The 23,542-nt window shown below is 31.9% G+C and carries 24 protein-coding genes; 12 read left to right on the top strand and 12 right to left on the bottom strand.

Annotated elements, in window-relative coordinates; genetic code table 11:
• Positions 1 to 106 precede the first annotated feature (106 nt).
• Positions 107 to 925, bottom strand: coding sequence for a T9SS-dependent choice-of-anchor J family protein (locus LO744_RS14005; protein ID WP_230670212.1), 819 nt, complete (start codon positions 923 to 925; stop codon positions 107 to 109).
• A gap of 254 nt (positions 926 to 1,179) precedes the next feature.
• On the opposite strand from LO744_RS14005, the gene LO744_RS14000 reads away from it, so the two are divergent.
• The 9 genes from LO744_RS14000 to LO744_RS13960 all read left to right on the top strand — a co-directional run bounded on the left by LO744_RS14000 (position 1,180) and on the right by LO744_RS13960 (position 10,829).
• Entirely contained in the window at positions 1,180 to 3,300 is a 2,121-nt protein-coding gene (locus LO744_RS14000) for a TonB-dependent receptor plug domain-containing protein (protein ID WP_230670211.1), read from the top strand.
• Positions 3,301 to 3,310: 10 nt separating this feature from the next.
• Positions 3,311 to 4,420 carry an HmuY family protein gene (locus tag LO744_RS13995; protein WP_230670210.1) on the top strand — a complete coding sequence of 370 codons (1,110 nt, stop codon included), beginning with the start codon at positions 3,311 to 3,313 and terminating at the stop codon, positions 4,418 to 4,420.
• 23 nt (positions 4,421 to 4,443) lie between these two features.
• Positions 4,444 to 5,322, top strand: coding sequence for a heme/hemin ABC transporter substrate-binding protein (locus LO744_RS13990; RefSeq protein WP_230670209.1), 879 nt, complete (start codon positions 4,444 to 4,446; stop codon positions 5,320 to 5,322).
• Positions 5,306 to 6,346, top strand: a complete 1,041-nt coding sequence (locus LO744_RS13985) for a FecCD family ABC transporter permease (RefSeq protein WP_230670208.1) — start codon at positions 5,306 to 5,308, stop codon at positions 6,344 to 6,346. Before LO744_RS13990 ends, LO744_RS13985 begins: the two co-directional genes overlap by 17 nt.
• Positions 6,346 to 7,116 carry a heme ABC transporter ATP-binding protein gene (locus LO744_RS13980; protein WP_230670207.1) on the top strand — a complete coding sequence of 257 codons (771 nt, stop codon included), beginning with the start codon at positions 6,346 to 6,348 and terminating at the stop codon, positions 7,114 to 7,116. Before LO744_RS13985 ends, LO744_RS13980 begins: the two co-directional genes overlap by 1 nt.
• Entirely contained in the window at positions 7,117 to 7,767 is a 651-nt protein-coding gene (locus tag LO744_RS13975) for a class I SAM-dependent methyltransferase (protein ID WP_230670206.1), read from the top strand. It abuts the gene before it with no gap.
• Positions 7,768 to 7,772: 5 nt separating this feature from the next.
• Positions 7,773 to 8,801: a hemin-degrading factor gene (locus LO744_RS13970; RefSeq protein WP_230670205.1), complete on the top strand. Its 1,029-nt coding sequence runs from the start codon at positions 7,773 to 7,775 to the stop codon at positions 8,799 to 8,801.
• Positions 8,802 to 9,088: 287 nt separating this feature from the next.
• The gene (locus LO744_RS13965) at positions 9,089 to 9,961 is read left to right on the top strand and encodes a ChaN family lipoprotein (protein WP_230670204.1); all 873 of its coding nucleotides are present in this window, start codon (positions 9,089 to 9,091) and stop codon (positions 9,959 to 9,961) included.
• 238 nt (positions 9,962 to 10,199) lie between these two features.
• A complete protein-coding gene (locus LO744_RS13960) occupies positions 10,200 to 10,829 on the top strand; it encodes a peptide deformylase (protein ID WP_230670203.1) in 630 nt (209 codons plus the stop codon).
• A gap of 30 nt (positions 10,830 to 10,859) precedes the next feature.
• On the opposite strand, the gene LO744_RS13955 is transcribed toward LO744_RS13960, so the two are convergent.
• The 6 genes from LO744_RS13955 to LO744_RS13930 form a co-directional block, all read right to left on the bottom strand.
• Complete coding sequence (locus tag LO744_RS13955) at positions 10,860 to 11,312, bottom strand: hypothetical protein (RefSeq protein WP_230670202.1); 453 nt, start codon at positions 11,310 to 11,312, stop codon at positions 10,860 to 10,862.
• A gap of 282 nt (positions 11,313 to 11,594) precedes the next feature.
• Entirely contained in the window at positions 11,595 to 12,716 is a 1,122-nt protein-coding gene (locus LO744_RS13950) for a lactonase family protein (RefSeq protein WP_230670201.1), read from the bottom strand.
• Between the two features lie 177 nt (positions 12,717 to 12,893).
• Positions 12,894 to 13,373 carry a hypothetical protein gene (locus LO744_RS13945; RefSeq protein ID WP_230670200.1) on the bottom strand — a complete coding sequence of 160 codons (480 nt, stop codon included), beginning with the start codon at positions 13,371 to 13,373 and terminating at the stop codon, positions 12,894 to 12,896.
• A gap of 97 nt (positions 13,374 to 13,470) precedes the next feature.
• Positions 13,471 to 13,893: an organic hydroperoxide resistance protein gene (locus LO744_RS13940; RefSeq protein ID WP_230670199.1), complete on the bottom strand. Its 423-nt coding sequence runs from the start codon at positions 13,891 to 13,893 to the stop codon at positions 13,471 to 13,473.
• Positions 13,890 to 14,327, bottom strand: coding sequence for a MarR family winged helix-turn-helix transcriptional regulator (locus LO744_RS13935; protein WP_230670198.1), 438 nt, complete (start codon positions 14,325 to 14,327; stop codon positions 13,890 to 13,892). The genes LO744_RS13940 and LO744_RS13935 overlap by 4 nt, the downstream gene beginning before the upstream one ends.
• A 27-nt stretch (positions 14,328 to 14,354) precedes the next feature.
• Complete coding sequence (locus LO744_RS13930; protein ID WP_230670197.1) at positions 14,355 to 14,987, bottom strand: NAD(P)H-dependent oxidoreductase; 633 nt, start codon at positions 14,985 to 14,987, stop codon at positions 14,355 to 14,357.
• 461 nt (positions 14,988 to 15,448) lie between these two features.
• Between LO744_RS13930 and pheT the strand changes: the two genes are divergently transcribed.
• From pheT to LO744_RS13915, 3 genes are all read left to right on the top strand, one after another.
• On the top strand, positions 15,449 to 17,851 hold the full coding sequence (pheT, locus tag LO744_RS13925) for a phenylalanine--tRNA ligase subunit beta (RefSeq protein ID WP_230670196.1): 2,403 nt from the start codon (positions 15,449 to 15,451) through the stop codon (positions 17,849 to 17,851).
• Positions 17,852 to 17,928: 77 nt separating this feature from the next.
• Positions 17,929 to 19,008 (top strand): hypothetical protein, encoded by a 1,080-nt coding sequence (locus LO744_RS13920; RefSeq protein WP_230670195.1) that lies wholly within the window; start codon positions 17,929 to 17,931, stop codon positions 19,006 to 19,008.
• Positions 19,009 to 19,093: 85 nt separating this feature from the next.
• Positions 19,094 to 19,504, top strand: a complete 411-nt coding sequence (locus tag LO744_RS13915; RefSeq protein WP_230670194.1) for an META domain-containing protein — start codon at positions 19,094 to 19,096, stop codon at positions 19,502 to 19,504.
• Positions 19,505 to 19,555: 51 nt separating this feature from the next.
• Here the strand turns inward: LO744_RS13915 and LO744_RS13910 are convergent, their stop codons facing one another.
• Genes LO744_RS13910 through bla-A form a run of 5 tightly spaced genes read right to left on the bottom strand, consistent with a single transcriptional unit; the run spans position 19,556 to position 23,444 of the window.
• Complete coding sequence (locus LO744_RS13910) at positions 19,556 to 19,795, bottom strand: hypothetical protein (RefSeq protein ID WP_007845674.1); 240 nt, start codon at positions 19,793 to 19,795, stop codon at positions 19,556 to 19,558.
• Positions 19,796 to 19,834: 39 nt separating this feature from the next.
• Positions 19,835 to 21,196 (bottom strand): hypothetical protein, encoded by a 1,362-nt coding sequence (locus tag LO744_RS13905; RefSeq protein WP_230670193.1) that lies wholly within the window; start codon positions 21,194 to 21,196, stop codon positions 19,835 to 19,837.
• A 38-nt stretch (positions 21,197 to 21,234) separates the two neighbouring features.
• Positions 21,235 to 22,125 carry a 3-hydroxybutyryl-CoA dehydrogenase gene (locus LO744_RS13900; protein WP_230670592.1) on the bottom strand — a complete coding sequence of 297 codons (891 nt, stop codon included), beginning with the start codon at positions 22,123 to 22,125 and terminating at the stop codon, positions 21,235 to 21,237.
• Positions 22,125 to 22,541, bottom strand: a complete 417-nt coding sequence (locus LO744_RS13895) for a hypothetical protein (protein ID WP_230670191.1) — start codon at positions 22,539 to 22,541, stop codon at positions 22,125 to 22,127. Before LO744_RS13895 ends, LO744_RS13900 begins: the two co-directional genes overlap by 1 nt.
• Before the next feature lie 30 nt (positions 22,542 to 22,571).
• Positions 22,572 to 23,444 carry a CGA/CIA family class A beta-lactamase gene (bla-A, locus tag LO744_RS13890; protein WP_230670189.1) on the bottom strand — a complete coding sequence of 291 codons (873 nt, stop codon included), beginning with the start codon at positions 23,442 to 23,444 and terminating at the stop codon, positions 22,572 to 22,574.
• Between the last annotated feature and the right edge of the window lie 98 nt (positions 23,445 to 23,542).

The following is a 23,542-nucleotide window of genomic DNA, read 5'->3' as shown; positions in this document are numbered from 1 at the left end:
ATTTTTAGAAATGAAATTTTGATTTAAAACTTTGATAATCATTTGTGTAACAAAAAAAGTTGACTACAAATTGTAGTCAACTTTTTTAGAATATATTTGAAATCAATTATTTCTTGATAAATTTAGACTTAATAGCTTTACCATCTTTAGTCTCAATTAAGATGTAATAAACACCAGTTTGAAGAGTATTAATACTAAAACTGTTGTTGTTTACTTTTCCAGAAGCTACATTTTGACCGGCAGCAGAATAAACATCAATATTTTTAATTTCTGTTTTACCAACAAATTCTAATGCAGTATTCTCTAAATTAACAGCAAATTGAATGTCTTTATTGTTTTTGAAATTATCAGACACAGATAAATTAGTTGTTAAGTCATAAACCACATCATCAAAATCTGATGCTGTATGAGGTACACCAGGAACAGCATTTACTGTTTTAAAAACAATATAATTAGAAGTTGAGCTTGGAATTGCTCTAGTTATAGTTTGATAAGTAGTGTTGTCTGTAAGTGTAACTGGTGCTCCTACAGCTACAAAAGTAGTCATATCTGTAGGACTTGAAGCTAATCCTACTTGTAAAAGTACCGGAGCAGCATTCTGTACATTTCTTCTTGCTTTGAATGAAAGCGTTTTATTTCCTGTAGGTGCTACAATCTGTGGTGAAACCAAATATTGAGGTGTATCTTTATTGCTTCCTGAATATGAAGATACATATTTATTGGTAGCGTCACTTGCTTCTGCATAAACAATCATCATTGGTGGCGGTGGAGTAGTCATTGGAGGAAGTACTGCAGACCAATTATTCTGTGGGAAAGTTGTGCTTCCCGCAGTAAAATTGTTAAAATTCTCGTTTAAAGTAGCTACCTGAGCATTCGCTGCGAAAGCTGAAAAAACTAATCCTGTAAAAAGTAATTTTAATTTCATTTTTTCTATTATTTTAATATGATGCAAAATTAAGCATTAGTTTTTAACTATTCTAAATAAAACAATGATTTTTATCTTGTTTTTATTTTTATAAGTAGATTTATATTAAATACTTAGAAAAATAAATCTAAAACCCGTTATCATTTTATAAATTCGGTTATCAGTATCAAATATTAAAAACATCATCTCACAAAACTCTAATTATTTTTACTTATTCTAAATAAAGCGCTATATTTGTCGAAAATTTTGAGTTTATGAAGAAGAAGGTACTTTCAATTGTGTTATTGTCTACAGTTTTTTTGATGAATGCACAGGAAAAAGATTCTCTAAATCAGAAAAAAATAGAAGAAGTTGTTATTACTGGGCAATATATGCAACAGTCAATCAATAAATCGATTTATAAGGTTGAGGTAATTGATGCACAGCAAATTAAAAATATGGCTGTAACTAATGTTGCAGAAGTACTTAATCAAAGTTTAAATGTTCTTATAGTATCAGACCGAAATTCTGGAAATTCTACAGCAAGTCTAATGGGATTAGGTGGCGAATACACCAAAATTCTAATTGATAATATCCCAGTTGTAGGCGATATAGGTTTAGGGAATAATATTGATTTAACTAAACTAAATGTTAATAATATAGAAAGAATTGAGCTGGTAAGAGGCTCAATGGGTGTTGATTATGGTTCTAATGCCGTTGCAGGTGTTATTAATATCATTACCAAGAAAAATAGTCAGAAAAAACTTAGTTTATCAGCTTCGTTGCAGGAAGAAACGGTAGGTAAAGAGTATGATTGGTATAAAAAAGGAGAAGGAAGACATGTTCAAAATCTTAATATAGGATACAATCTTAATAATAATTGGTATGTAGGGGTAAATGTTAATCATAATGATTTTCAAGGCTTTAAGGGAACACGTGAAGGTTATAAATATTTTAGCGATACCAATGATGCAAAAAGAGGGTATGACTGGCAACCGAAAGATGTGTTGAATGTTGACGGTATTTTGCGATATAATAAAAATAAAACATCAATCTTTTATAAGTTTGGATATTTAAATGAAAAACTAAATTTTTATAATCCTATTCTTAACGAGCGTTATCTCGGAGAAGGAAATAGAACTTATATGGCAACAGATAGAGATTATCTTACCACAAGATATCTTAATCAGTTGAATGTACAAGCAAAATTGGGTACTATAAACTATACCGGAGATTTTTCTTATCAGACGCAAGATAGAAAATTTAGAGACTTTGAGTATGATGTTCCTAACAGACAGGCTGAGAAAAAAAATGAATACAAGTCTTACAATAAAGCAGATGTTATTTACTCAAGAGGAGTCTTCAGTAACTTCTTAAACAATGATAAAATTGATTTTCAATTAGGATATGAGTTAGATCATACTTCTGGTTTTGCTGGAAATGCTGCAGGGGTTTTTCAAGGAGCGAATGACGTAACAAGAAAAATTTTCAATTATGCCAATTTTATTTCCGCAGAATGGAATGCCAATAGCTGGTTATCTGTTCGTCCGGGATATCGCTTAGCAATAAGTGATAAATTTGATACACAACATAATTACTCTGTTACTGCAAGAGCAAAAATTACAGAAAATGATAACCTTAGATTGGTTGTAGGGAGCGCAAACAGATTCCCAAACTTTGATGAGTTGTATACTTTTATGGTAGACAGTAATCACGATATTCAAGGAAATCAACATCTTATTCCTGAAGAAGGAATGACTGTTTCATTGAACGGCGAAAAGAAAATAAATACAAGTTCTGGTTGGAATTTGAGATTCGGAACAAGTGGTACTTATCTTAATCTGAAAAACAGAATTGAATTGGCTCTTATTAAACAGTCTCCTTTACAGTACAAATATATCAACATTGATAAATTTGAGTCTTATATGTTTGAGGCAAATTTTAGAGCTCAAAAAAATAATTTTGCTGTAGCTGCAAATGCTTCTTATTACGGTATTTCAAGAGAATTAAGATCTGGTACAGCAGTATCTCCAAATGATTTTTTCTATACTTTTGAAGCTAATTTGTCAGCAAATTATACACTTCCAAAAACGAAGACAATTTTTTCATTATATTATAAGTATACTGGAAAAACTAAAATTCCTGTAGAAGTAGCAAGTTTATCTTCTTCGTATTTTGTAATTGGAGAAAGAAAAGACTTCAGTATGATGAATTTTATAGTTTCACAACCATTCTACAATAATCATTTTGAATTGAGTTTAGGAGTGAAAAATATTTTTGATGTTTCATCAGTAAGAGATACTACAATAAGTGGTACTGCACATAATGGAGCCGATTCTGCAGCAAATCTTTTCTATGGCAGAAGCTACTTCGCAAGATTAAATTATAATTTTTAAATAAATTAAAATGAAAAAAATACTATTTGGGTTATTAATAGGAGTTTCTTTTATATCGCAGTCATGTTTGAATGATAACGAAGATCCTGTTGCGGTTCCAAAAACAGATGGGAATGTTGTTGAGGCTTATGTGGGAGGTCCTACACAACCAAATCAGCTTTGGATTGATTTAGGTACTGAGACCAAAACTTTAACAAAAAGAACAGATTGGGATTTTGCTTTTTATTCTGGGAATGAGTTTAAAGTGGTTTTAAATTCGTCAATTATGATGGCAGCAGCTAAAATTCCTAATGTTACAGACTTAACACAAGTTACCCAATCTACTGTGGCCGTTTTACAGACACAAGTATTGGTAGCTAATTTTAATGCAGCTAATGAAATCTATATAGATGATGTAAAAGGTAATTTTCCTTCAGGTTATACTGCAATTTCAGAAATTAAAGCCAATTCTGCAGAAAATGGTATTTACTTAGTAAATATGGGTAAAAAAAACTATAGTGGAGCTGTTGCTCTTGGTTCTGTAGCTACTGGAGGAGATGAAAGAGGTTGGAAAAAAGTTCAGATTATGAGAGCCGGAAATGGGTACACCATAAAATCTGCAGATATAGATGGAAAGAATTATTACGAAACCACAGTTACTAAAAATGTTGCTTACAATTACAATTTTATAAGTGTAATAGACAAGAAGGAAGTTCTTATTCAACCTGAAAAGAAAAAATGGGATCTTTGTTTTACTGTTTTTACTAATACAATTTCAGGATCAGGAAGCTACATTTATGCAGATTTTGTAAATAATAATAATATAGGTGGAGCAGGAGTATATGAGGTGGTAATTCCTTCACCGGCTTCAGGAGTTGAAGCATACACTAATTTTAAAGTTTCAGATATTGTTGAATCGAAATTTATCTATAATGATCACAGAGTTATCGGAGCAAATTGGAGAAATCCTGTTGGAACGAATGGTCTTGAGGTGTATGGAGACCGTTTCTATATACTCAAAGACCCAGATGGAAATTATTTTAAACTAAGATTCACAAGACTTACAAAAGACAAAACCGATGAGTATGGTCAAGCTGGAGAAAGGGGATTTGCTTCTTTTGAATATAAACCATTATATTAAAATCAAATAATAATCAGTATAAAATGAAAAAATTCATCCTTGCAGCTTCTGTTCTTATGGCAGTGTATTCTTGCCAAAAAGAAGTGCAAAAACCTACAGAAAATAAAACTGAAGTTTCTTCTGAAACTCCAAAATCAAACAATAAAATTGTAACTTTAAACGGTGGAATTACTGAGATTGTTGCCGCTTTAGGTCACGAAAAAGAAATTGTAGCAACTGATGTTACAAGCACTTATCCTGAATCTTTAAAAACAACTGCTGAAAATCTTGGTCATGTAAGGTCGATTACTATTGAACCTATCATGGCAGTTTCTCCAACATTGATTTTAGGGTCAGATAAAGATATCAATCCAGAATTAATGGAGAAAATAAAAGCGTCAGGAATTAAAACTGAAACTTTTAAGCAAGAATATACGGTAGAAGGAACCAAAAAATTAATTGCTGATGTTGCAAAAGCTATCGGAAATACAGATTATCAGAAATTAAACGATAAAATCGATGCTGATTTAAAACAAATTCAGCCGATTGCTAAAAAGCCCAAAGTATTATTCATCTATGCTAGAGGAAATATGATGATGGTTGCAGGGAAAAATACACCAATGGCTGCTTTGATTAACCTTGCAGGAGGCGAAAACGCCGTAAATGATTTCGAAGATTTCAAACCTTTAACTCCGGAAGCGGTGGTAAAAGCAAACCCTGATGTATTATTCTTCTTCTCAAGCGGATTACAGAGTTCAGGTGGAAACGAAGGTGCTTTAAAAATGCCGGGTGTTTCTCAAACCAATGCCGGTAAAAACAAAAAAATTATCGCAATGGATGGTGGTTTAGTTTCAGGTTTCGGGCCTAGACTAGGCGAGGCTGCAGTTTCATTAAATAAACTTTTAGTTGAAAGCACAAAGTAAATTATACTTTTATATAATGTTAAGTACCGTACTGCTTCTTTTTTTAGCAGTATGGTCTCTTAATACAGGGGTTTATGATTTCGGTGATAAATCTGCGTTTGAAGTTTTATGGAAAGTAATTAGAGGAGATTCCGACTTATCTTTAAGTGATAAATATATTGTTTGGGAGGTAAGAGCGTCAAGAATCGTGATGGCAATTATTATCGGAAGCATGCTTTCGGTTTCAGGAACCAGTTTGCAGGGATTATTCAGAAATCCTTTGGCAACAGGAGATTTAATAGGATTGACTGCAGGAGCTACATTAATGGCAGCAATAACAATTGTTTTAGGAGGGCATTTTAGAGAATATCTTCCTGAAGTAGTACAATTTTCGCTCGTCGGAATTGCAGCTTTTACCGGTTCACTTCTTGCGATGTTGTTGGTGTACAAGATTTCTACAAGCGGTGGAAAAACCAATGTGGTGATGATGCTTTTAACGGGCGTTGCTATTTCTGCTATCGGTTTTTCGATTACAGGTTTTTTGATTTATATTTCAAAAGATGAGCAACTGAGAGATTTAACGTTCTGGAATATGGGAAGCTTAGCAGCTGCAACATGGACTAAGAATATTATTTTGGCAGTAATCTTAACGGTTTCTTACTTCATCCTTTTACCGAAAGGAAAGGCTTTAAATGCGATGATGTTAGGCGAAAGAGATGCACAGCATTTAGGAATTAATGTTGAAAAATTAAAAAAACAAATCGTTATCATCGTTTCATTAATGGTGGGAAGTTGCGTGGCATTTTCCGGAACGATTGGTTTTGTAGGGTTGATTGTACCTTATATTTTAAGGCTTTTATTTAAATCCAACTACAATTTTATTTTGCCACTATCGGCCATTTTAGGAAGTGTTTTATTACTGACAGCAGATACGGTAAGCAGAAGTGTAGTAGAGCCGTCAGAATTACCCATCGGAATTTTAACGGCAATGATGGGAGCACCCATTTTTATTGCTATTTTGTTGAAATTTAAAAAGTCAGTGTAATGATAGAAGCTCAACAAATCAGTTATAAACATAAAGAATTTCATATTCTGAATGATGTGGATGTTTCTTTAGGCTTTGGTGAATTTTTAGCAATTGTTGGTCCAAATGGAGCCGGAAAATCAAGTCTATTGAGCGTTTTAGCAAATGAAGTGAAAACCAATCATAATATTTTATTTAAAGATAAAAATATCAGAGATTGGAAAGTTGCTGAACTTTCAAAACATAAAGCAAAGTTTTCTCAACACAATTCAAACGACATTCCTTTAGAAGTGAAAGATGTTGTGATGATGGGGCGTTACCCGTATTTCGATTCTCAGCCAAGAAAGGAAGACCTCGAAGCGATGAATAATATGATGTACCAAACCGATGTTTATCATTTGAAAGACAGAGAGTACAATACTTTGTCGGGTGGAGAAAAACAGCGTGTGCATTTGTCTAGAGTTTTGGCTCAATTAGATAATGAAATCACTCAAAAATTGGTTTTTCTGGATGAACCGCTGAATAATTTAGACATAAAACATCAGTATAAAGCTTTAGAAATCATCAAAAATTTCACAAAGCATGAAAATTCTGCAGTAGTTGTACTGCACGATTTAAATCTTGCTGCCCAGTATGCTGATAAAATTTTATTAATGAAATCGGGACAGGTTTCTGCCTATGGAACTCCAGAACAGGTATTTACCGCTGAAAATATCACTGCGGCGTACAATTTTCCGTGTACCATTTGTGACCATCCGATTACTAAAAACCCAATGATTATTTTTGGATAAATGGAACAAAAAGATTTAAAAATATTAGCGCAAAATCTTGCTAACCCGCAAGGTGAAAAAGGGATTCAAATAGGCGAAATGATGAACGCCACCAATATCGGAATGACGCTGGAAAGCATTAAAACGCTTTTAATAGAAGATGATGAAAATATTCTTGAAATTGGTCACGGGAATGCAGCACACGTCAAAAGTCTTTTACACTTAGCTCAAAACATAAAATATACAGGAATCGATATTTCTGAAACAATGCATAATGAAGCCAAAAGATTAAACCAAAATTTCAAATCTCAGGCTGAATTTATTTTGTACGAAGGAAAAAAACTTCCTTTTGAAGATAAAGTTTTTGATAAAATATTTACAGTAAATACCGTTTATTTCTGGGAAAATCCTGTTGAATATTTAAATGAAATTTATAGGGTTTTAAAAACTAATGGAACGTTTGTTTTGACGTTCGGCCAAAGAAATTTCATGGAAACTTTGCCTTTCACGCAATTCGATTTTACATTGTATAATTCAGATGAAATGGAGGAAACAGTTTCTAAAAGTCATTTTAAAAGAATGAAAATTTCTGAAAAAGAAGAGCAAGTACAAAGTAAAGCAGGCAACGAAACCGTCACAAGATTATATACAGTTTTAACCATAAAAAAATAAATAAAATGAATACAATAGTTAACGATTTGAAAGTAAGATGGGAAGCTCTGAAAGCAGAAAACCCACACATGAGAATAAGAAATGCAGCTGCAGAACTAAATGTAAGCGAAGCAGAATTATTATTAACTAACGTAGGAGAAGAAGTTACTGTGCTTAAACCTGAATTTGCCAACATCTTAACAGAAGTTGAAAAATTAGGAAAAGTAATGGCTCTAACAAGAAATGACGAATGTGTACACGAAAGAAAAGGAACTTACCTTAATGGTGATTTCAGCAGCCCACATGCACAACTTTTTGTAGGTGAAGATATCGATTTAAGAATTTTCCAAAATCACTGGAAATTTGTTTTTGCAGTTGTGGAAGGCGATAAAAGAAGTCTTCAATTCTTTGGAAAAGACGGTTTAGCACTTCACAAAATATATTTAACGAAAGACAGCAATGTAGAAGCTTTCGAACCGATTGTTGCTCAGTTTAAAGCTGAAAATCAAAATGAAACTTTTGAATTTGAAGCTGTAGCGCCAAAAGCTCCTGAAAAAGCAGATTCAGAAATTGATGCTGAAGGTTTCAAAAAAGCTTGGACTGAATTAAAAGATACGCACGATTTCTTTATGATGACCAGAAAATTCGGTGTTTCTAGAACTCAGGCTTTGAGATTGGCTCCAGAAGGGTATGCTAAAAAAATTGATTCTTCAAAAGTAGTAAACGTTTTGGAAGACGCTTCTGAAAAGAGACTTCCGATTATGGTTTTTGTAGGAAACAGAGGGATTATACAAATCCACACTGGAGAAGTTAAAAAAACAATGTGGCACCAACAGTGGTTCAACGTTATGGACCCTGATTTCAATTTACATTTGGATGTAACTAAAATCGCTGAAGCATGGATCGTGAAAAAACCAACGGAAGATGGTGAAGTAACTGCAATCGAAGTCTTCAACAATGAAGGTGAATTTATCGTACAGTTTTTCGGAAAAAGAAAACCAGGAATTCCAGAATTACAAGAATGGAAAGATTTGGTAGCAGATCTTGAAAAATAAATAATTAGATGATTGGATGAAGACCGTTTTGTTTTAAGATTCAAAACGGTCTTTTTAATTTTAACACATCAGTCACAATAGTTTTTTTAGTTTTAAAAAAATGAGCATATTTTAGATCACATAAGTATGAAAATCTTTGATTTTCTCTCATATGGTCTAAAATATTTTCAAAAATAATCTAAAGTCTCATGTGGCTTCTGTGTTAAAACTTTTCTTGTTAAAACAAATTGATGATATTTGTAAAGAAGATTAGTGACATTCGTGTTTAAAAAATCAAAAAATATACAATGAAAAATATTTTTATAGTCCTATTAGTGTTAGGCTTTTCTGTTTTTAAAGCTCAGAATTTTAAGCCTTATCAATTCTATAACCAAAAAGGTAAAGCCATCAAGCCCGAAAAAATGATGAAGCAACTTGCAGATTATGATGTCGTTTTCTTTGGTGAATTGCATAATAATTCGATTGTACATTGGTTGCAGCTGAAAATAACGGAAGCATTATATGAAAAGAAAGATAAACAGATTACTTTGGGAGCTGAAATGTTTGAAAGAGATAATCAGCCACAGCTTAATAAATATCTTGCAGGTAAAATTGAAGCTAAAAGTTTGAAAGATTCTGTTCGTTTGTGGAACAATTATACCACAGATTACAAACCTTTGGTCGATTTTGCAAAAGATAAAAATCTGAATTTTATTGCAACTAATATTCCAAGAAGATATGCTTCTCAGACGGCAAAAGAAGGTTTGGAATCATTAAATAAGCTAAGTGAAAAAGAAAAGTCTTACATCGCTCAGTTACCGATTAATGTAACTTTAGACACCCCTGGTTATCCTGAAATGAAAAAAATGATGGGTGATCATGCGGAAGGAACAAAGCTGATGAATTTTATCTCTGCGCAGGCAACGAAAGATGCAACAATGGCTGAATCTATACTAAATAATCTGCAACCGGGAAAAACATTTATTCATTACAACGGAAACTTTCACAGTAAAGAATTTGGTGGAATTTATTGGTACATCAAACAGAAAAACCCGAATTTGAAAATGGCAGTTATTTCTGTTTTCGAATCTGAAGATGACGAATTAAAAGTTCCTGAAAAAGAATATATCCCGACAGATTTTAATCTGATTATTCCGGCGGATATGACCAAGACTTATTAAGTTTAAAGAGCCAAGTAAAAAGGTAAAAGAGTCAAGTTTTAATCTCACGCAGATTTAGCAAATCAAGCATATGAAAAATCAGCGAAATCTCTATAATCTGCGTGAGATTAAAAATATATGCATAGTTTGTCATTCCGGTAGGAATCTAAATATTTAAATAAAAGTTTAGATCCTTTCAGGATGACAAACTTTGTGTTTAAAAAAACATGCTTTATCTTTGCTTAACATTCTTTTGAAAATGAAAAAAATCTCTTTACTCTTCATCCTTTTCATCGGTTTTATTAATGCTCAGAAACTTTCAAAATCTGAAATTTCTTTGATTAATCAAGGCGATATTAATTCAGCATTGCCAATTTATCAGACCACCGATTCTCATCAACATACTACTTTGCTTAGTCTTTCTACCGAAATAGATCCGCTTGACAAAAACACGGCAACTTTGGTTAAAAGAATGGAAAAATCACTTCTTTCAACTGACGGTGGAGTAGGAATTGCCGCTCCGCAAGTAGGAATCAACCGCAAAATAATTTGGGTACAGCGTTTTGATAAACAGGGTGAACCGTTAGAATACTTTATCAATCCCGTGATTACATGGAGGTCAGAATTACAAAACCTCGGTCCGGAAGGAGATTTGTCGATTCCTGATTTTCATGATCAATTTTATAGAAGCAAAGTCATTCAATTGGAATATGTTGATTTGAAAGGCCAGAAATTCTCAGAAATGGTAGAAGGTTTTACAGCAGTGATTTTCCAACACGAGATCGATCACCTTTTCGGAATTTTAATTTCAGATAAAAAGAAAAAAGAAGAGAATGACGAGTATTTGAAAGTGGATGCTTTTAAGAAAAGTGATTCTGTAGGGAGATAATTATAAAACCACTATACACAAGACTATGTTTTACCATTCTATATTTTCTGAGTATGGTTTGTTAAAATATTCTTTGCAATCTCTTATTTTCGACAAAATTAATGGTTGTGTAATATTATTTAAGTCAATTGAAATTTGCCAAATTGCAGAATTTTCTGACCAAGGATCTGTTAAAATTTGAGCAGTATATGCATCAATACATTTTAAATCAAAAATTTGTTCTAGGTTATTAATAAACTTCAAGGCATTGTCATTCCAAGTTTTTAAAATTAAAACATCACCACCTAGTAAGCACCAATCATTATTTTGTCCGATGATGGCACAAGTAGGATCATTTTCAAATTCAAAAATGGGAAGCTCTTCTTTTGTTAATTTATTATGGTAATATGCTATTTCATAAATATGGCCAACTATCGTTACTTTGTTCTCAAACAAAATTTTGAAGTTAGAATCATCTTTAATATCCCCTTTATTTGCTTTCATAATAATTTTAAATATATAAAGTTTTTTTGAGTGAATTGGGTAATAAATTTAATTTAGGTTGATGTTTTTTTGAAATTTATGTTCATCAATGAATCCAACCTTGTCAAGGTTAATAAACATGCGAATTATTAACCTTGACAAGGTTTCGTTATATATTAAAATTTTTATTGAAGCCAGTATTTCAAAAGAGTCAAGAATGATTTTCTATAATTATTTTTTAATTTAAATTTTTGAGGAAGTTTTAAGCCAAAAATAATGAAATTTATTCTTTTGTAAGATGAATTAGTATTTTCTTATTTGCACGCTGGAAACATTTTTTATCTTAATTTTCTTACCAACTTTTTTTAATAATCCTGTTTCTGTATTTCTTTTAAATACAACCACATTACTAGTTCCTGTATTGGTTGCAATTAAGAATTTACCGCTTGGGTCAATACCAAATACTCTTGGATGTTTACCTTTTGTTGACTGATAACCTACAGCTTTTAGTTTTCCATCATTTTGAATTGAAAATATGGCAATATTATTTTCCTTTCCACGGTTAGAAGCATACAAAAATTTTCCGTCAGGTGAAATGTGAACATCAGAACTTTCAAAGTTATCTTTATATTTTTCAGGATGAGTACTAATTCGCTGGAGATTATTAAGGATTCCATTTTCGTAAGAATATGCACTTATAGCTCCACCCATTTCTTCAATACAGTAAGCATATTTTCCGTTTGGGTGAAAAGTGAAATGTCTGGGACCGCTTGCTAAAATAGTTGTAATAAACGGAGTTTCTACATTTTGTAAAGGCTGTGTTTTTTCATTATTAAATTGATAAATTCTGATTTTATCAGCTCCTAAATCTGGCATAAAAATATAATCAAAATCAGGAGAAAAAACAGTGGAATGAATGTGAGCTCTTTCCTGTCTGTTGAAATCAATACTTCCTTCTAAAAACTGAAAATTTTGAACAAAAGGCTCAATTTTTCCATCTTCAGAAACAGGAAAAACAGAAACGCTTCCTTCTGTATAATTTCCATTAATAAGCCATTTGCCATTTTTATGTGCTGTAAGATAAACAGGGTTTTCACCACCACTTTTTTGGCTGTTGATATAGGTAAGCGATTTGTTTTCAAGATTAAATTTAAAACTACTTACACTTCCTCCGTTTTTTGTTTTACTTTCTGTACAGGCAAAAACATATTTTCCGTCGGACGATAAGGTAAGAAAAGACGGGTTTATAATACCTTTGTAAGAAGTAACTTTTGATAATTTTCCTGTCTCGGTATCTAACTGGTAAACAGAGATTCCTTCTGTATTTTTATCCCAATTGAACGAACCAAAAAAAGCGTATGTATTTTGAGAATAAAAGCTAATCCAAGTGCATGTCGTAATAATTAAAATAAGAAGATTTTTCACAAAATATGGTTGAAATAATTAGAAAGAAGAAAGCGTTTTATATCGTCTCAAATATAAAATAAATCCACAAAAAATCTGCTTTCTAAAAAACAGATTTATCAATGAATCTAACCTTGTCAAGGTTAATAATTCGCATGTTTATTAACCTTGACAAGGTTTCGTTATAAATTAAAATTTTTATTGAAGCCAGTATTTTAAAAGAGTCAAGAATGATTTTCTATAATTATTTTTTAATTTAAATTTTTGTCCTTCTTTATAACCGATAGGAAAAATAGGACCTTTAATACCAAATGGTCCTGTACCTTGTTTAATGTAATAAAATTCGTTTTCATTATCCGAATAACGACCGGCACAATAAAGGCTTAAAATTGTTTTATCCTTATATACCGATTCAACAGAAATGTCAATCCAAACAGGAACTTTATCTTTTCTACATAGTAGTTCTACAACTTCATTTTCATCAATTAATTTGAATTTCTTATTATCATCTTTTGGATATAAGTCAAATTGTGTGAGATTTGGTTCATCATAAGAAACATTTAAGCAAATAGAATACCTGAAATCATTGGGAAGTTCATCTGTTACATATCTTTTTGCAAAATCAAATGAATACATTGAAGATTTTCTTAATAGCAATAGAAATTCATTTTTTGTCATTTTATATTATGTGAAAATTATAAATAAATTTCAAACAAAATACAAAAAAAATCTGCTTCCTAAAAAACAGATTTATATTAATTTAAAAGAAAAACACTTAGTTATTAGTCACCGTAAGTTTTACCTCAATATTATTTCTTGTGGCATTAGAATAAGGACAAATTTGATGCGCTTTATCGGTCAATTCTTGAGCTTCTTCCAGAGAAACTTCAGGAATATTTACTTCTAACTCTACCGCTAAACCGAATCCTCCATTTTCTATTTGCCCAATGCTTACATCGGCTGTTACTGTGGTTTCACCAGTTTTTATTTTTGATTTGCCAATCACTAAATTTAGTGCGCTGTCAAAACAAGCAGAATATCCGGCTGCAAAAAGCATTTCAGGATTTGTGAAGTCGTCATTGGCACCGCCTAAAGCTTTTGGCATTCTTACTTCAAGGTCAATAATTCCGTTTTCGCTTTTTACGTGTCCGTTTCTTCCGCCTTTTGCGGTAACTTTTGTGGTGTATAATGTTTTCATTTATTGTCTATTTTGTTTAAGATTTTTTTTACGCTGTTGCTGAGTTCTGCCCATTCTTCTTTAGAAACTCCTACTTTTTGATACATCTTAGAAGGTATTTCACAAGCTTTTTGCTGAAGGGCTATTCCAGCTTCTGAAATAAAAACCTGAACAACTCTTTCATCTTCTTTCTTACGTTTTCTTACAATTAATCCTTTTGCTTCCAGTCTTTTTAAAAGCGGTGTTAAAGTACCACTGTCTAAATAGAGTTTTTCGCCAATATTATTTACGGGAAGTCCGTCATTTTCCCAAAGAACCATCATCACTAGATATTGCGGATAAGTAATATCCAACTCATCAAGAAACGGACGATAAAGCCCGGTAATCTCTTTTGCAATCACATATAACGGAAAGCAAATTTGATTTTCTAATTTTAAAGATTCGGAATTTTCCATAAGCGAGAAATTGAAGTTGATGAATTGTTATTTTTTAATAATAAATTCCTCCATAGGAATTCTTACCTTTTTCATAGAAGCCATCCAGTCATTGGCATCGTCTCTGTAACCAAGATATAGCAAGCTTACACTTTTTAAACCTAATTCTTTAAGACCTAAAACTTCATCAACCACTTCATTACTAAAACCTTCTGCAGGGGTAGAATCTATTTTCAGTTCTGCAGCTTGCGCCATGGCTAATCCTAAAGCAATATAAGTTTGTCTTGCTGTATGTGCAAAATGCTCTTCGGGAGTTTGAGCACCATATATTTCTTTAATTTTATCGGTGTAGCTGCCAAAACGACCTCTTGGTAAATCTCTTACATCAGTATGGTGGTCATATACTTTGTCGATTTTTTCGTTCGAATATTCATCCCAAGCTGCAAAAACCAATACATGAGAAGAATCTCTCATCACTTCCGGATTTAGCGCTCCTGGTACCATTTTGTTTTTCAAATCTTGATTTTCTACCACTACAATTCTAAAAGGCTGTAACCCTGAAGAAGTAGGAGCTAATCTTGCCGCTTCTAAAATTTTATTTAAATCTTCCTGTGAAACTTTTTTTTCCGGATTGTAAGCTTTTACTGCGTGTCTCCAGTTTAAATTTTCTATTAATGACATTTTTTTTGTTTTAAATTATAAGACAAAGATATAGTTAAATTAAATTGCGCACAATTTAATTTTGATAAACCTATTTTAGATAAAATCTATTCAGTTCTGCAAAATAATTAATGCTATTTTTTTATGATAATAAAAGTCAGGTTATAAGTCTTTTATCTTTTGTCTATTATCTTTTCTCTACTTACTACAAATATTAATCATTAATTATTATGTTTTTAAGTTATAAATAAGCTTTAATATGATTTTTTTAACCCTTAGTAATTTCGTCATTTCTTAAAAAAACACGACATTTGTAGACGCAAAATTCAGAGGTGTTTTTTACTCGTAAAAAATAATGAAAGCATACTTTGAAGATTAAATATTTAAAATTCTACTAATGAAATCGCCAAAAATTGGGAAAGGAAAAACCTTGATGAAAATGACGCGATTCCATATGACCATAAAAAAATAGAAATCTGCATATGAAAATATCAAGCAACTGGCTGAAAGACTACATCAAAACAGAACTTAAAACCGAAAGAATCGGTGAATTTCTTACCGATATTGGTCTTGAAGTAGAAGGTATCGAAAAGTTTGAAAGTGTAAAGGGAAGTCTTGAAGGCATTGTTGTAGGAAAAGTTTTGACTTGTGAGAAACATCCTAATGCTGATAAATTAAACAAAACAACGGTAGATGTAGGAAACGGAAAGGTTTTAAATATCGTTTGTGGTGCTCCGAATGTTGCAGAAGGACAAACTGTGCCTGTTGCAGTAGTAGGAACTAAGATTTATGCTAAAGACGGAAGTTTTTTCGAAATTAAAGAAGCAAAAATAAGAGGTGAGGTTTCTCAGGGAATGATTTGTGCAGAAGACGAATTAGGTTTGAGCGATGACCATGGCGGGATTATGGTTTTAGACGAAACCAAATACGAAGTGGGAAAAAACTTTGCAGAATATTTTGAATTAACAAATGACGAAGTTCTTGAAATTGGTTTAACGCCAAATAGAACCGATGCAATGTCGCATTACGGAGTTGCAAGAGATTTGCACGCATTTCTTTCTACTAATCAGCAAAAATCTGAGTTTGAAAAAGTATCTTCTGTAGCTTTAAACAATGAAGGTTCACATAGTTTTACACTTGAAGTTGAAGATACAGAATTGACGCCAAGATACATTGGAGCAGTAATCGAAAACGTAAAAGTTGCAGATTCTCCAGCTTGGTTGAAAGACAGATTAAAAGCCATCGGTTTAAGCCCAATCAATAATGTTGTAGATATTACCAATTATGTTCTTCACGGTTTTGGTCAGCCTCTTCATGCTTTTGATGCAGATAAAATTGCAGATAAAAAAGTAAAAGTAGGAACGGTTGCAGAAGGAACAAAATTCACTACTTTGGATGGTGTGGAAAGAACGTTGAACGGTTCTGAAATTATCATTAAAGACGGACAAGATAATCCGATGTGTATTGCCGGAGTTTTCGGTGGTGCTAATTCTGGAGTTTCAAACGAAACAAAAACTATTTTCTTGGAAAGTGCTTATTTCAATCCGGTTGCGGTAAGAAAAGGAGCGAAATTTCATGGCTTAAATACTGACGCTTCTTTCAGATTTGAAAGAGGGGTTGACCCGAATATTACAAGAACAGCAATTACTCAAGCTATAAAACTGATTGAAGAATTGGCTGAAGGAAAGTTGGTAGGAGATTTGTTGGAGGAGTATCCAAAGAAAATTGAAGATAGCTATATTATCATCAGATTTTCAAAAATCGAACAGATTTTAGGAACAAAAATTCACAGAGAAAAAGTAAAAGAAATTTTAAAAGCACTGGAAATTCAGGTTTTAAATGATATCCAAAATGGTTTTGAAATCTCTGTTCCTGCATACAGAGCTGATGTAACAAGAGAAATTGACGTTATTGAAGAGATTTTAAGAATCTACGGATACAATAAAATCGATGCACCACAGAAAATATCTTTTACGCCTGTAAAATTAAGTGCAAATGACCAGGATGAGTTAGAAAACTCTTGGGCAAGAACTTTACAGAGCTTAGGTTTCAATGAAGTAATGAATAATTCATTAACTTCTGTAAAAGACGAAACTGATGCTGTAAAATTATTGAATCCTTTAAGTGGTGATTTAGCATTTATGAGAAAGTCTTTATTAGAAGGGCTTTTACAGAATGCAGTGTACAATATCAACAGAAAAAATCAGGATATTAAGTTTTTCGAATTCGGGAAAATCTATCATAAAAGAGAAAAATACGAAGAAAGAAAACAAATGTCTATTTTGGTTTCAGGAAGAAATGATGCTGAGAACTGGTTACAGCCAAAATCTGCAACAGATTTCTACAACCTGAAAGCATATGTGAAAGTTTTGTTGGAGAAATTAGCGATTGATTATAAAGAAATTGCTTTGGATGATGAAAGATTCTCTGATGCGATTGAATACAAATCTGAGGAGAGAACTTTGGTGAGAATCGGAAAAGTAGCACCTCAAATGCTGAAGGATTTTGATATAGACCAAGATTGTTTCTACGCAGAAATTGAGCTTGAATTTGCTCAGGAATTGCGTTCTAAAAATGAGTTGAAGTTTAAAGATATTCCTAAGTTCAATAAAATAAGAAGAGATTTAGCTTTATTGATTGATAAGAATATTTCTTATCAGGAATTGTATCAGACGGCTAAAAAGAATAAATCTCCATTCATTAAAAACATTAATCTTTTTGATGTTTATGAAGGGAAAAACCTTCCGGAAGGCAAAAAATCTTACGCAATGAGCTTTGAATTGCTGAACGAAGAAAAAACTTTAGAAGAAAAAGAAATTTCTCACGTAATGGATTCTCTAATTAAATCTTTCCAGAAGGAATTTAATGCAGAATTGAGATCGTAAAAAAAACATATTTTTATCATATATTTGAAACGGACATTTGTCCGTTTTTTTTGTTTTAAAACCATACCTAATTTAATATGAAATCATTTATAATTCTTATTTTTTTACTCGTCTTCACTTCTTTCCATTCTCAAAGTGGTACACTTACCAATAAAAAATTAATCAGTTATTATGAAGCCATAAATTCGGCAGAGGATAAAATTGTGACCAATGAATTAGACAGTGCAGATCTTTATTATCAGAAAGCCTTTAATATTTTTGAAAAACCTCATGCAAATGATTTGTATAATCACATGAAAGTTCTGCTAAACAAGAAAGAGTGTGAAAATGCTTTTAAACAGTATCAGTCTTTAAGCTGTATGAATTATAAATTTGAAGAAAATTTTCTTTCATCTTACTTTCCAAACAGTGAAAAATATAAGAAACTGAAATGTAATCTTAAGTTTGATGATAATTACCGAAAAGAATTGGATTCTCTATTTAGTATTGATCAGTATTACAGAAAACTTTCCGGTGGAGATTACCCGAAATATCAAAAAGAAATTATAAAGTATGATAGTATTGCAAGTACAAAACTTTTAAGTTTGATTCAGAAGCAAGGATTTCCTAATGAATATGATTTAGGTTTAAGTTCCGCAGACTTAGTTTTTTCTCAAAATTTTTATTATATTATTTTGCATCAGATAGCAACAAATATTTACCACCCGCAAATTGTCAATTTTTCGGATGAAATACTAAAGGCTTTAAACAAAGGGAAAATTACTCCTGAAAATGCGGCTTTTCTTTTAGATTTAAATAATGGAACAAGTAGTTATGTAACAAAACACTTCGATATTATACAGTTTTTAAAAAATGAAGGCGACCCTAAAAGACCGAACGATAACTTAACAAAAATGCTTGAAAAAGCAGATTGTTGCTACGTGCATGAATGGTTTTTTCCTGAAAAAAGAGGCGAAAAAGGAAATGCTTTGGTGAAAGATATCGACAAAAGACGGAAGGGTGTAGGAATGAGTACCTTAGATCAGAGTTTAAGAAAAAAAGTTTTTTTATTGACTAATAAAGAATATAAAATGGGACATTCCAATCTTGTTGGGATGAATTTTCAGAAGGATGAGGAGGCTGAAAATCTTAAAAAACATTTTATTAAAATTAAATAACTTCAGAATACATTCAACATAAATCTCTATTTTAGAAATAAACTAATAATAATTTCCGTAAATTTGAATTAAATCAAAAAGTAAAATGAAAAATCTTTTTTTAAGTATATGCACATTTGCTGTTTTAGCATCTTGCGGAACAATGAAAGACGCATCTTCATCAAAAGTTGGTAAAGCACAACCTTCAATCGCCAATACAAAATGGGTGTTAGCTGATAATGTAAAAGGGCAGGTTCCTACTTTGAATGTAGAAGGCTCAAAAATCAATGGAAACTCTGGATGCAACAAATATTTTGGTGGGATAACCATGGAAACGGCATCAGGAAAGTTTGAAGCTTCGCAAATGGGGTCTACTAAAATGGCTTGTGACAATATGAGTGTAGAGCAAAACTTTCTAGATATGCTTCAGAAAGCCAATAAATATGTGGTTTCTGGAAATACTTTAGAATTGTATCAGGATAATTTGTTGTTATTAAAATTCAACAAATCTGAATAAAATAAAAAAGGAACTCAAAATTGAGTTCCTTTTTTTATAAGTGAGATTTTCTTATTCTTCCTCTTCTTCGTCGTACTTAGCCAACTCTTCGTCACACCATTTGAACGCTGCTTCAACTACTTTAGTCGCTTCGTCTGCCATAGTTTCTTCATCGTCACCCTCCAAATCATCAAGCCATTCTACTTCTTCCTCTTCAACGTTTAAGATGAATCTTGGATATTCTGTATGTACTACGAATAAATCTTCAGGAAATTCCGAATTGTCTGCTAATAAAAACTTTGGTAATTTCATTTTTTTTAATGTTTTAACTTTGAATCAAAGATAATAAAATTATTGGTATTTGTTCTTGTCGATTTTAATTTTTTGTAAAACTTTATAAGGTGTTAACGTTGTCTTTTTTAGGGTATCTTTTGGTTGGCTAGTGATATAAATATTAGAATTTACCGTACCTATGAGCTCAGAGATTTGTACTTTTTCTAGGTCATCCATATCATTTATATAAAATATTAAAGGTACTTTGTCTAGTTTTTCCTTTTTTAAATAAGTGGAAATTTGTTTTCTATTTTCAAGATAATTTCCTTTAGAAAGAATCGTAAACGCAAAACCTGTACAAAGACTCATAACGCCTATTAAGTAAACCTTTAATCCAAAATTTTCAAATAATCTTTTAAAATAAATAAGCCAGATTGGAAATGTAAAAGGAGCTAATAATCGATATCCTAATGCATCTGCTGAATAAAAATATTGAATTAAAAAAGAGCAAATAATGCCTGAAACACCAATAAAGAGCATATACTTTTCAATATCTGACAGTTTTTTGCGAAAAAGGAAAAATATGAGGAGTAAAATGTTTAAAAAACCGATTCCATAAATTCCCCAATTAATGATTCCGCCACCCGGATTTGCAATATGTACAAACGGATTGAAGCTTGTTGTAAGTCCTTGATAAAACTCTGTAAGCAATTGGATTGTAGGTTTTAAGCCCATTTCTAAAGACTCATTGACATAATTTTTATTAAATATATCGATGAACAAAAGTTTATAACAGATAATATACATTCCGGCTATGACCGCTGCCAATAAAAATGACTTTCCATACTTTTTTCTTAAAGATAACAATCCTAATAGTCCTGTTCCTCCAATTATAAAAAGTGCGCTGTACCGAATATTGAATATCAAAATCAGACTTAATGATAGATAAATGATTTCTTTTTTTGAGTTCCATTTACTTTTTAAAACCTGTTCGGAAACGAATATCAGAATAAAAACAGACAACAACGTTAAAGTTTCGCTGAAAGTAGCAGCAAAAATACTTACGAATCCAAACAAAGAGCAAGTAAGCACTGCCTCCCGGAAATAAAAATTCGCTTTTTTTGCAATAAAAATGATACTTAGAAAAGAAAAGATACCCACTAATTTACTCGACCAAAATTCGTCGAGACCAAATAGTGTGAAAAACTTTATACTCAAAATATACCCGAATGGTGTAATCGTATTATCAATATCCGGAAAAACATGCGCGGACCTCATAAACCTGATTCCGTCGGGCGTTACTCTTCCTTTTTCATTGAGTAGAAAACGCAAAATGGTCATCACTAAAGTAATGATGACCATTGATATCTGAATGTTTTTTTCTTTTAATTTTATCAAGATAGCAGTTGTTAAATTATAGATTACAGCTTTTGCCTTCAAATTTATAATTTATAACTCGTAACTCATAATTAAGAAATTTATTTTGCAAACATTTTGGCTACTTTCTCTGCTTTTCTGCTTTCAGAATAGTCATAGAAACCTTCTCCTGATTTTACACCTAGTTTTCCAGCCATTACCATATTTACTAATAATGGATTTGGTGCGTATTTAGGATTTTTGAAACCGTCATACATTACATTTAAAATAGCTAGACAAACATCAAGACCGATAAAGTCTGCCAGTTGAAGTGGTCCCATTGGATGAGCCATTCCCAATTTCATTACCGTATCAATTTCTTCAACCCCTGCAACACCGTTGTACAAAGTTTCAATTGATTCATTAATCATCGGCATCAAAATTCTGTTCGCCACAAAACCAGGATAATCATTTACTTCTACCGGAACTTTTCCTAAGGTTTTGCTCATTTCGTAAATAGAGTCGAAAGTTTCTTTTGAAGTAGAGTAGCCTTTGATGATTTCTACCAATTTCATGATTGGAACTGGGTTCATAAAATGCATTCCGATTACTTTATCTGCTCTTTTGGTCGCAGCAGCAATTTTAGTAATAGATATAGATGAAGTGTTTGTAGATAAAATACAGTTTTCTGGAGCAAACTCATCCATCTGAGCAAAAATCTTTAATTTTAAATCTTGATTTTCTGTCGCCGCTTCTACTACCAAATCTGCGTTGGTTACCGCATCTTTTAATTGAGTAAACGTCTTGATGTTTCCTAAAGTTTCTGCTTTTTGCTCTTCTGTAAGGTTACCTTTTGCAATGATTCTGTCAAGGTTTGTAGTAATGGTTTTCAATCCTTTATCTAAAGCTTCCTGAGAAACGTCTACTAAATTTACACTAAAACCGCTTTGTGCGAATGTATGTGCAATACCATTTCCCATGGTTCCCGCTCCGATAACGACAATGTTTTTAATCATTTTAAATTTTCTTTTTTATATATAGTTAGATTATTTAATGTACTTAGTTTTTCTTTTGAAACTATTTTTTGGCTGTCGAAATTTACAATTCCATCACTGCTTTCATTTCTAGATTTGTTCTGAGAATTTATCGCCGCTTCAAGACCTTTTATAAATTTTGCTTTTTTGCTTTTTGACAGCGCATCAATTCCGATAAACAGTTTATATTCACCCTCTCTCCCTAAGCGAGACTGTCGGTATATTTCAAGAGTATTTTTTTTACCTTGAAAACTGTTAATATAATTCATCACCGGAGTGCTTGAAGGCGTACCGCAACAAATGCTGTTGTAGCTTATTTCAACGTAATTTTGACTTTTTTGAGCAAAGAAAAATACGCAACTGAATACTGCTATTGTTAAAAATAATTTTTTCATTTTAATGGTTTTAAAATTAAGCTTTAAATTTTACTTATTAAAATAATCCCAAACCGCCTTTGAAATGTCTGAAATCATCTTGCAATTTACTATGTCTGTCTCTGTAGAATCGCTAATAAATACTACTATTGCATAATGCTTGCCATTTGGTAGCGTAACGATTCCTGAATCATTTTCTGCAATTGTTAAATCCCCATCTTTACCTGAAGAACCGGTTTTGTGGGCAATAGATTGTTTGGGCAATTGTTCTTTCAGTTTATTTCCGCCAGTAGAGGTGTTCAGCATGATTTCGTATAAAAACTTTGTTGATTTCTCAGACAAAATTTTACCATCGTAGAATTTTTTGTAAAGCTGGCTCAAAGAATTGGTTGTCGTATAATTTTCATACAAATATTTGGATCCTTTGTGCATCTGCTCTTCATTATGTTTGATTTGGAAGTTTTTCACCCCTTTAGAATCCATAAATTTTTGAACGACTTGGGGACCTCCGATAAGTCTCAATAAGATATCACAACCATTATTATCACTCCACGCAACGGTATAATTGATAATTTCGCTTAAAGGAAGCTCTATATTTCCTTCAGGATATTTTTCTCGAATAGGCGACCAAGTATTTTCAAGCAAATCACTTTTTTTAATTAAAATTTTCTGGTCTAATGAAAACTTTCCTTTATCTACCAAATCGAGTACGGTAGCTGCAATATGAAACTTAAATACACTAAGCATGGGCAACTTTGTTTCTGCATTTTTATTGTATTTAAAACCATCTTCAAAACCTAAAACAGAAACGCCAACAACGGCTTTTTTATCTTTTATGATTGAATCGACCTTTTGTGCTAAAATAGATTTCTGAGCAAAAGTAAATGCCGAAATCAATAGAAAAAGAAAAGCTGTTTTTTTCATAGTATTTTGTTTAAAAAGCAAAATTTTTCAAGGATAAAAATAGACTTGCAATTTAAGATTTTTTTAGAGTATGACATTTTTTAAACCACAAAAGAAAT

It is taken from the genome of Chryseobacterium turcicum (assembly GCF_021010565.1).
Lineage (GTDB): Bacteria > Bacteroidota > Bacteroidia > Flavobacteriales > Weeksellaceae > Chryseobacterium > Chryseobacterium turcicum.
This window is presented reverse-complemented; position numbering and strand designations above follow the sequence as displayed.

Excerpts from the sequence above, each read along its gene's own strand:
- LO744_RS14005 (WP_230670212.1), bottom strand. The coding sequence starts at position 925 with ATGAAATTAAAATTACTTTTTACAGGATTAGTTTTTTCAGCTTTCGCA.
- LO744_RS14000 (WP_230670211.1), top strand. The coding sequence starts at position 1,180 with ATGAAGAAGAAGGTACTTTCAATTGTGTTATTGTCTACAGTTTTTTTG.
- LO744_RS13995 (WP_230670210.1), top strand. The coding sequence starts at position 3,311 with ATGAAAAAAATACTATTTGGGTTATTAATAGGAGTTTCTTTTATATCG.
- LO744_RS13990 (WP_230670209.1), top strand. The coding sequence starts at position 4,444 with ATGAAAAAATTCATCCTTGCAGCTTCTGTTCTTATGGCAGTGTATTCT.
- LO744_RS13980 (WP_230670207.1), top strand. The coding sequence starts at position 6,346 with ATGATAGAAGCTCAACAAATCAGTTATAAACATAAAGAATTTCATATT.
- LO744_RS13975 (WP_230670206.1), top strand. The coding sequence starts at position 7,117 with ATGGAACAAAAAGATTTAAAAATATTAGCGCAAAATCTTGCTAACCCG.
- LO744_RS13970 (WP_230670205.1), top strand. The coding sequence starts at position 7,773 with ATGAATACAATAGTTAACGATTTGAAAGTAAGATGGGAAGCTCTGAAA.
- LO744_RS13965 (WP_230670204.1), top strand. The coding sequence starts at position 9,089 with ATGAAAAATATTTTTATAGTCCTATTAGTGTTAGGCTTTTCTGTTTTT.
- LO744_RS13960 (WP_230670203.1), top strand. The coding sequence starts at position 10,200 with ATGAAAAAAATCTCTTTACTCTTCATCCTTTTCATCGGTTTTATTAAT.
- LO744_RS13955 (WP_230670202.1), bottom strand. The coding sequence starts at position 11,312 with ATGAAAGCAAATAAAGGGGATATTAAAGATGATTCTAACTTCAAAATT.
- LO744_RS13945 (WP_230670200.1), bottom strand. The coding sequence starts at position 13,373 with ATGACAAAAAATGAATTTCTATTGCTATTAAGAAAATCTTCAATGTAT.
- LO744_RS13940 (WP_230670199.1), bottom strand. The coding sequence starts at position 13,893 with ATGAAAACATTATACACCACAAAAGTTACCGCAAAAGGCGGAAGAAAC.
- LO744_RS13935 (WP_230670198.1), bottom strand. The coding sequence starts at position 14,327 with ATGGAAAATTCCGAATCTTTAAAATTAGAAAATCAAATTTGCTTTCCG.
- LO744_RS13930 (WP_230670197.1), bottom strand. The coding sequence starts at position 14,987 with ATGTCATTAATAGAAAATTTAAACTGGAGACACGCAGTAAAAGCTTAC.
- pheT (WP_230670196.1), top strand. The coding sequence starts at position 15,449 with ATGAAAATATCAAGCAACTGGCTGAAAGACTACATCAAAACAGAACTT.
- LO744_RS13920 (WP_230670195.1), top strand. The coding sequence starts at position 17,929 with ATGAAATCATTTATAATTCTTATTTTTTTACTCGTCTTCACTTCTTTC.
- LO744_RS13915 (WP_230670194.1), top strand. The coding sequence starts at position 19,094 with ATGAAAAATCTTTTTTTAAGTATATGCACATTTGCTGTTTTAGCATCT.
- LO744_RS13910 (WP_007845674.1), bottom strand. The coding sequence starts at position 19,795 with ATGAAATTACCAAAGTTTTTATTAGCAGACAATTCGGAATTTCCTGAA.
- LO744_RS13895 (WP_230670191.1), bottom strand. The coding sequence starts at position 22,541 with ATGAAAAAATTATTTTTAACAATAGCAGTATTCAGTTGCGTATTTTTC.
- bla-A (WP_230670189.1), bottom strand. The coding sequence starts at position 23,444 with ATGAAAAAAACAGCTTTTCTTTTTCTATTGATTTCGGCATTTACTTTT.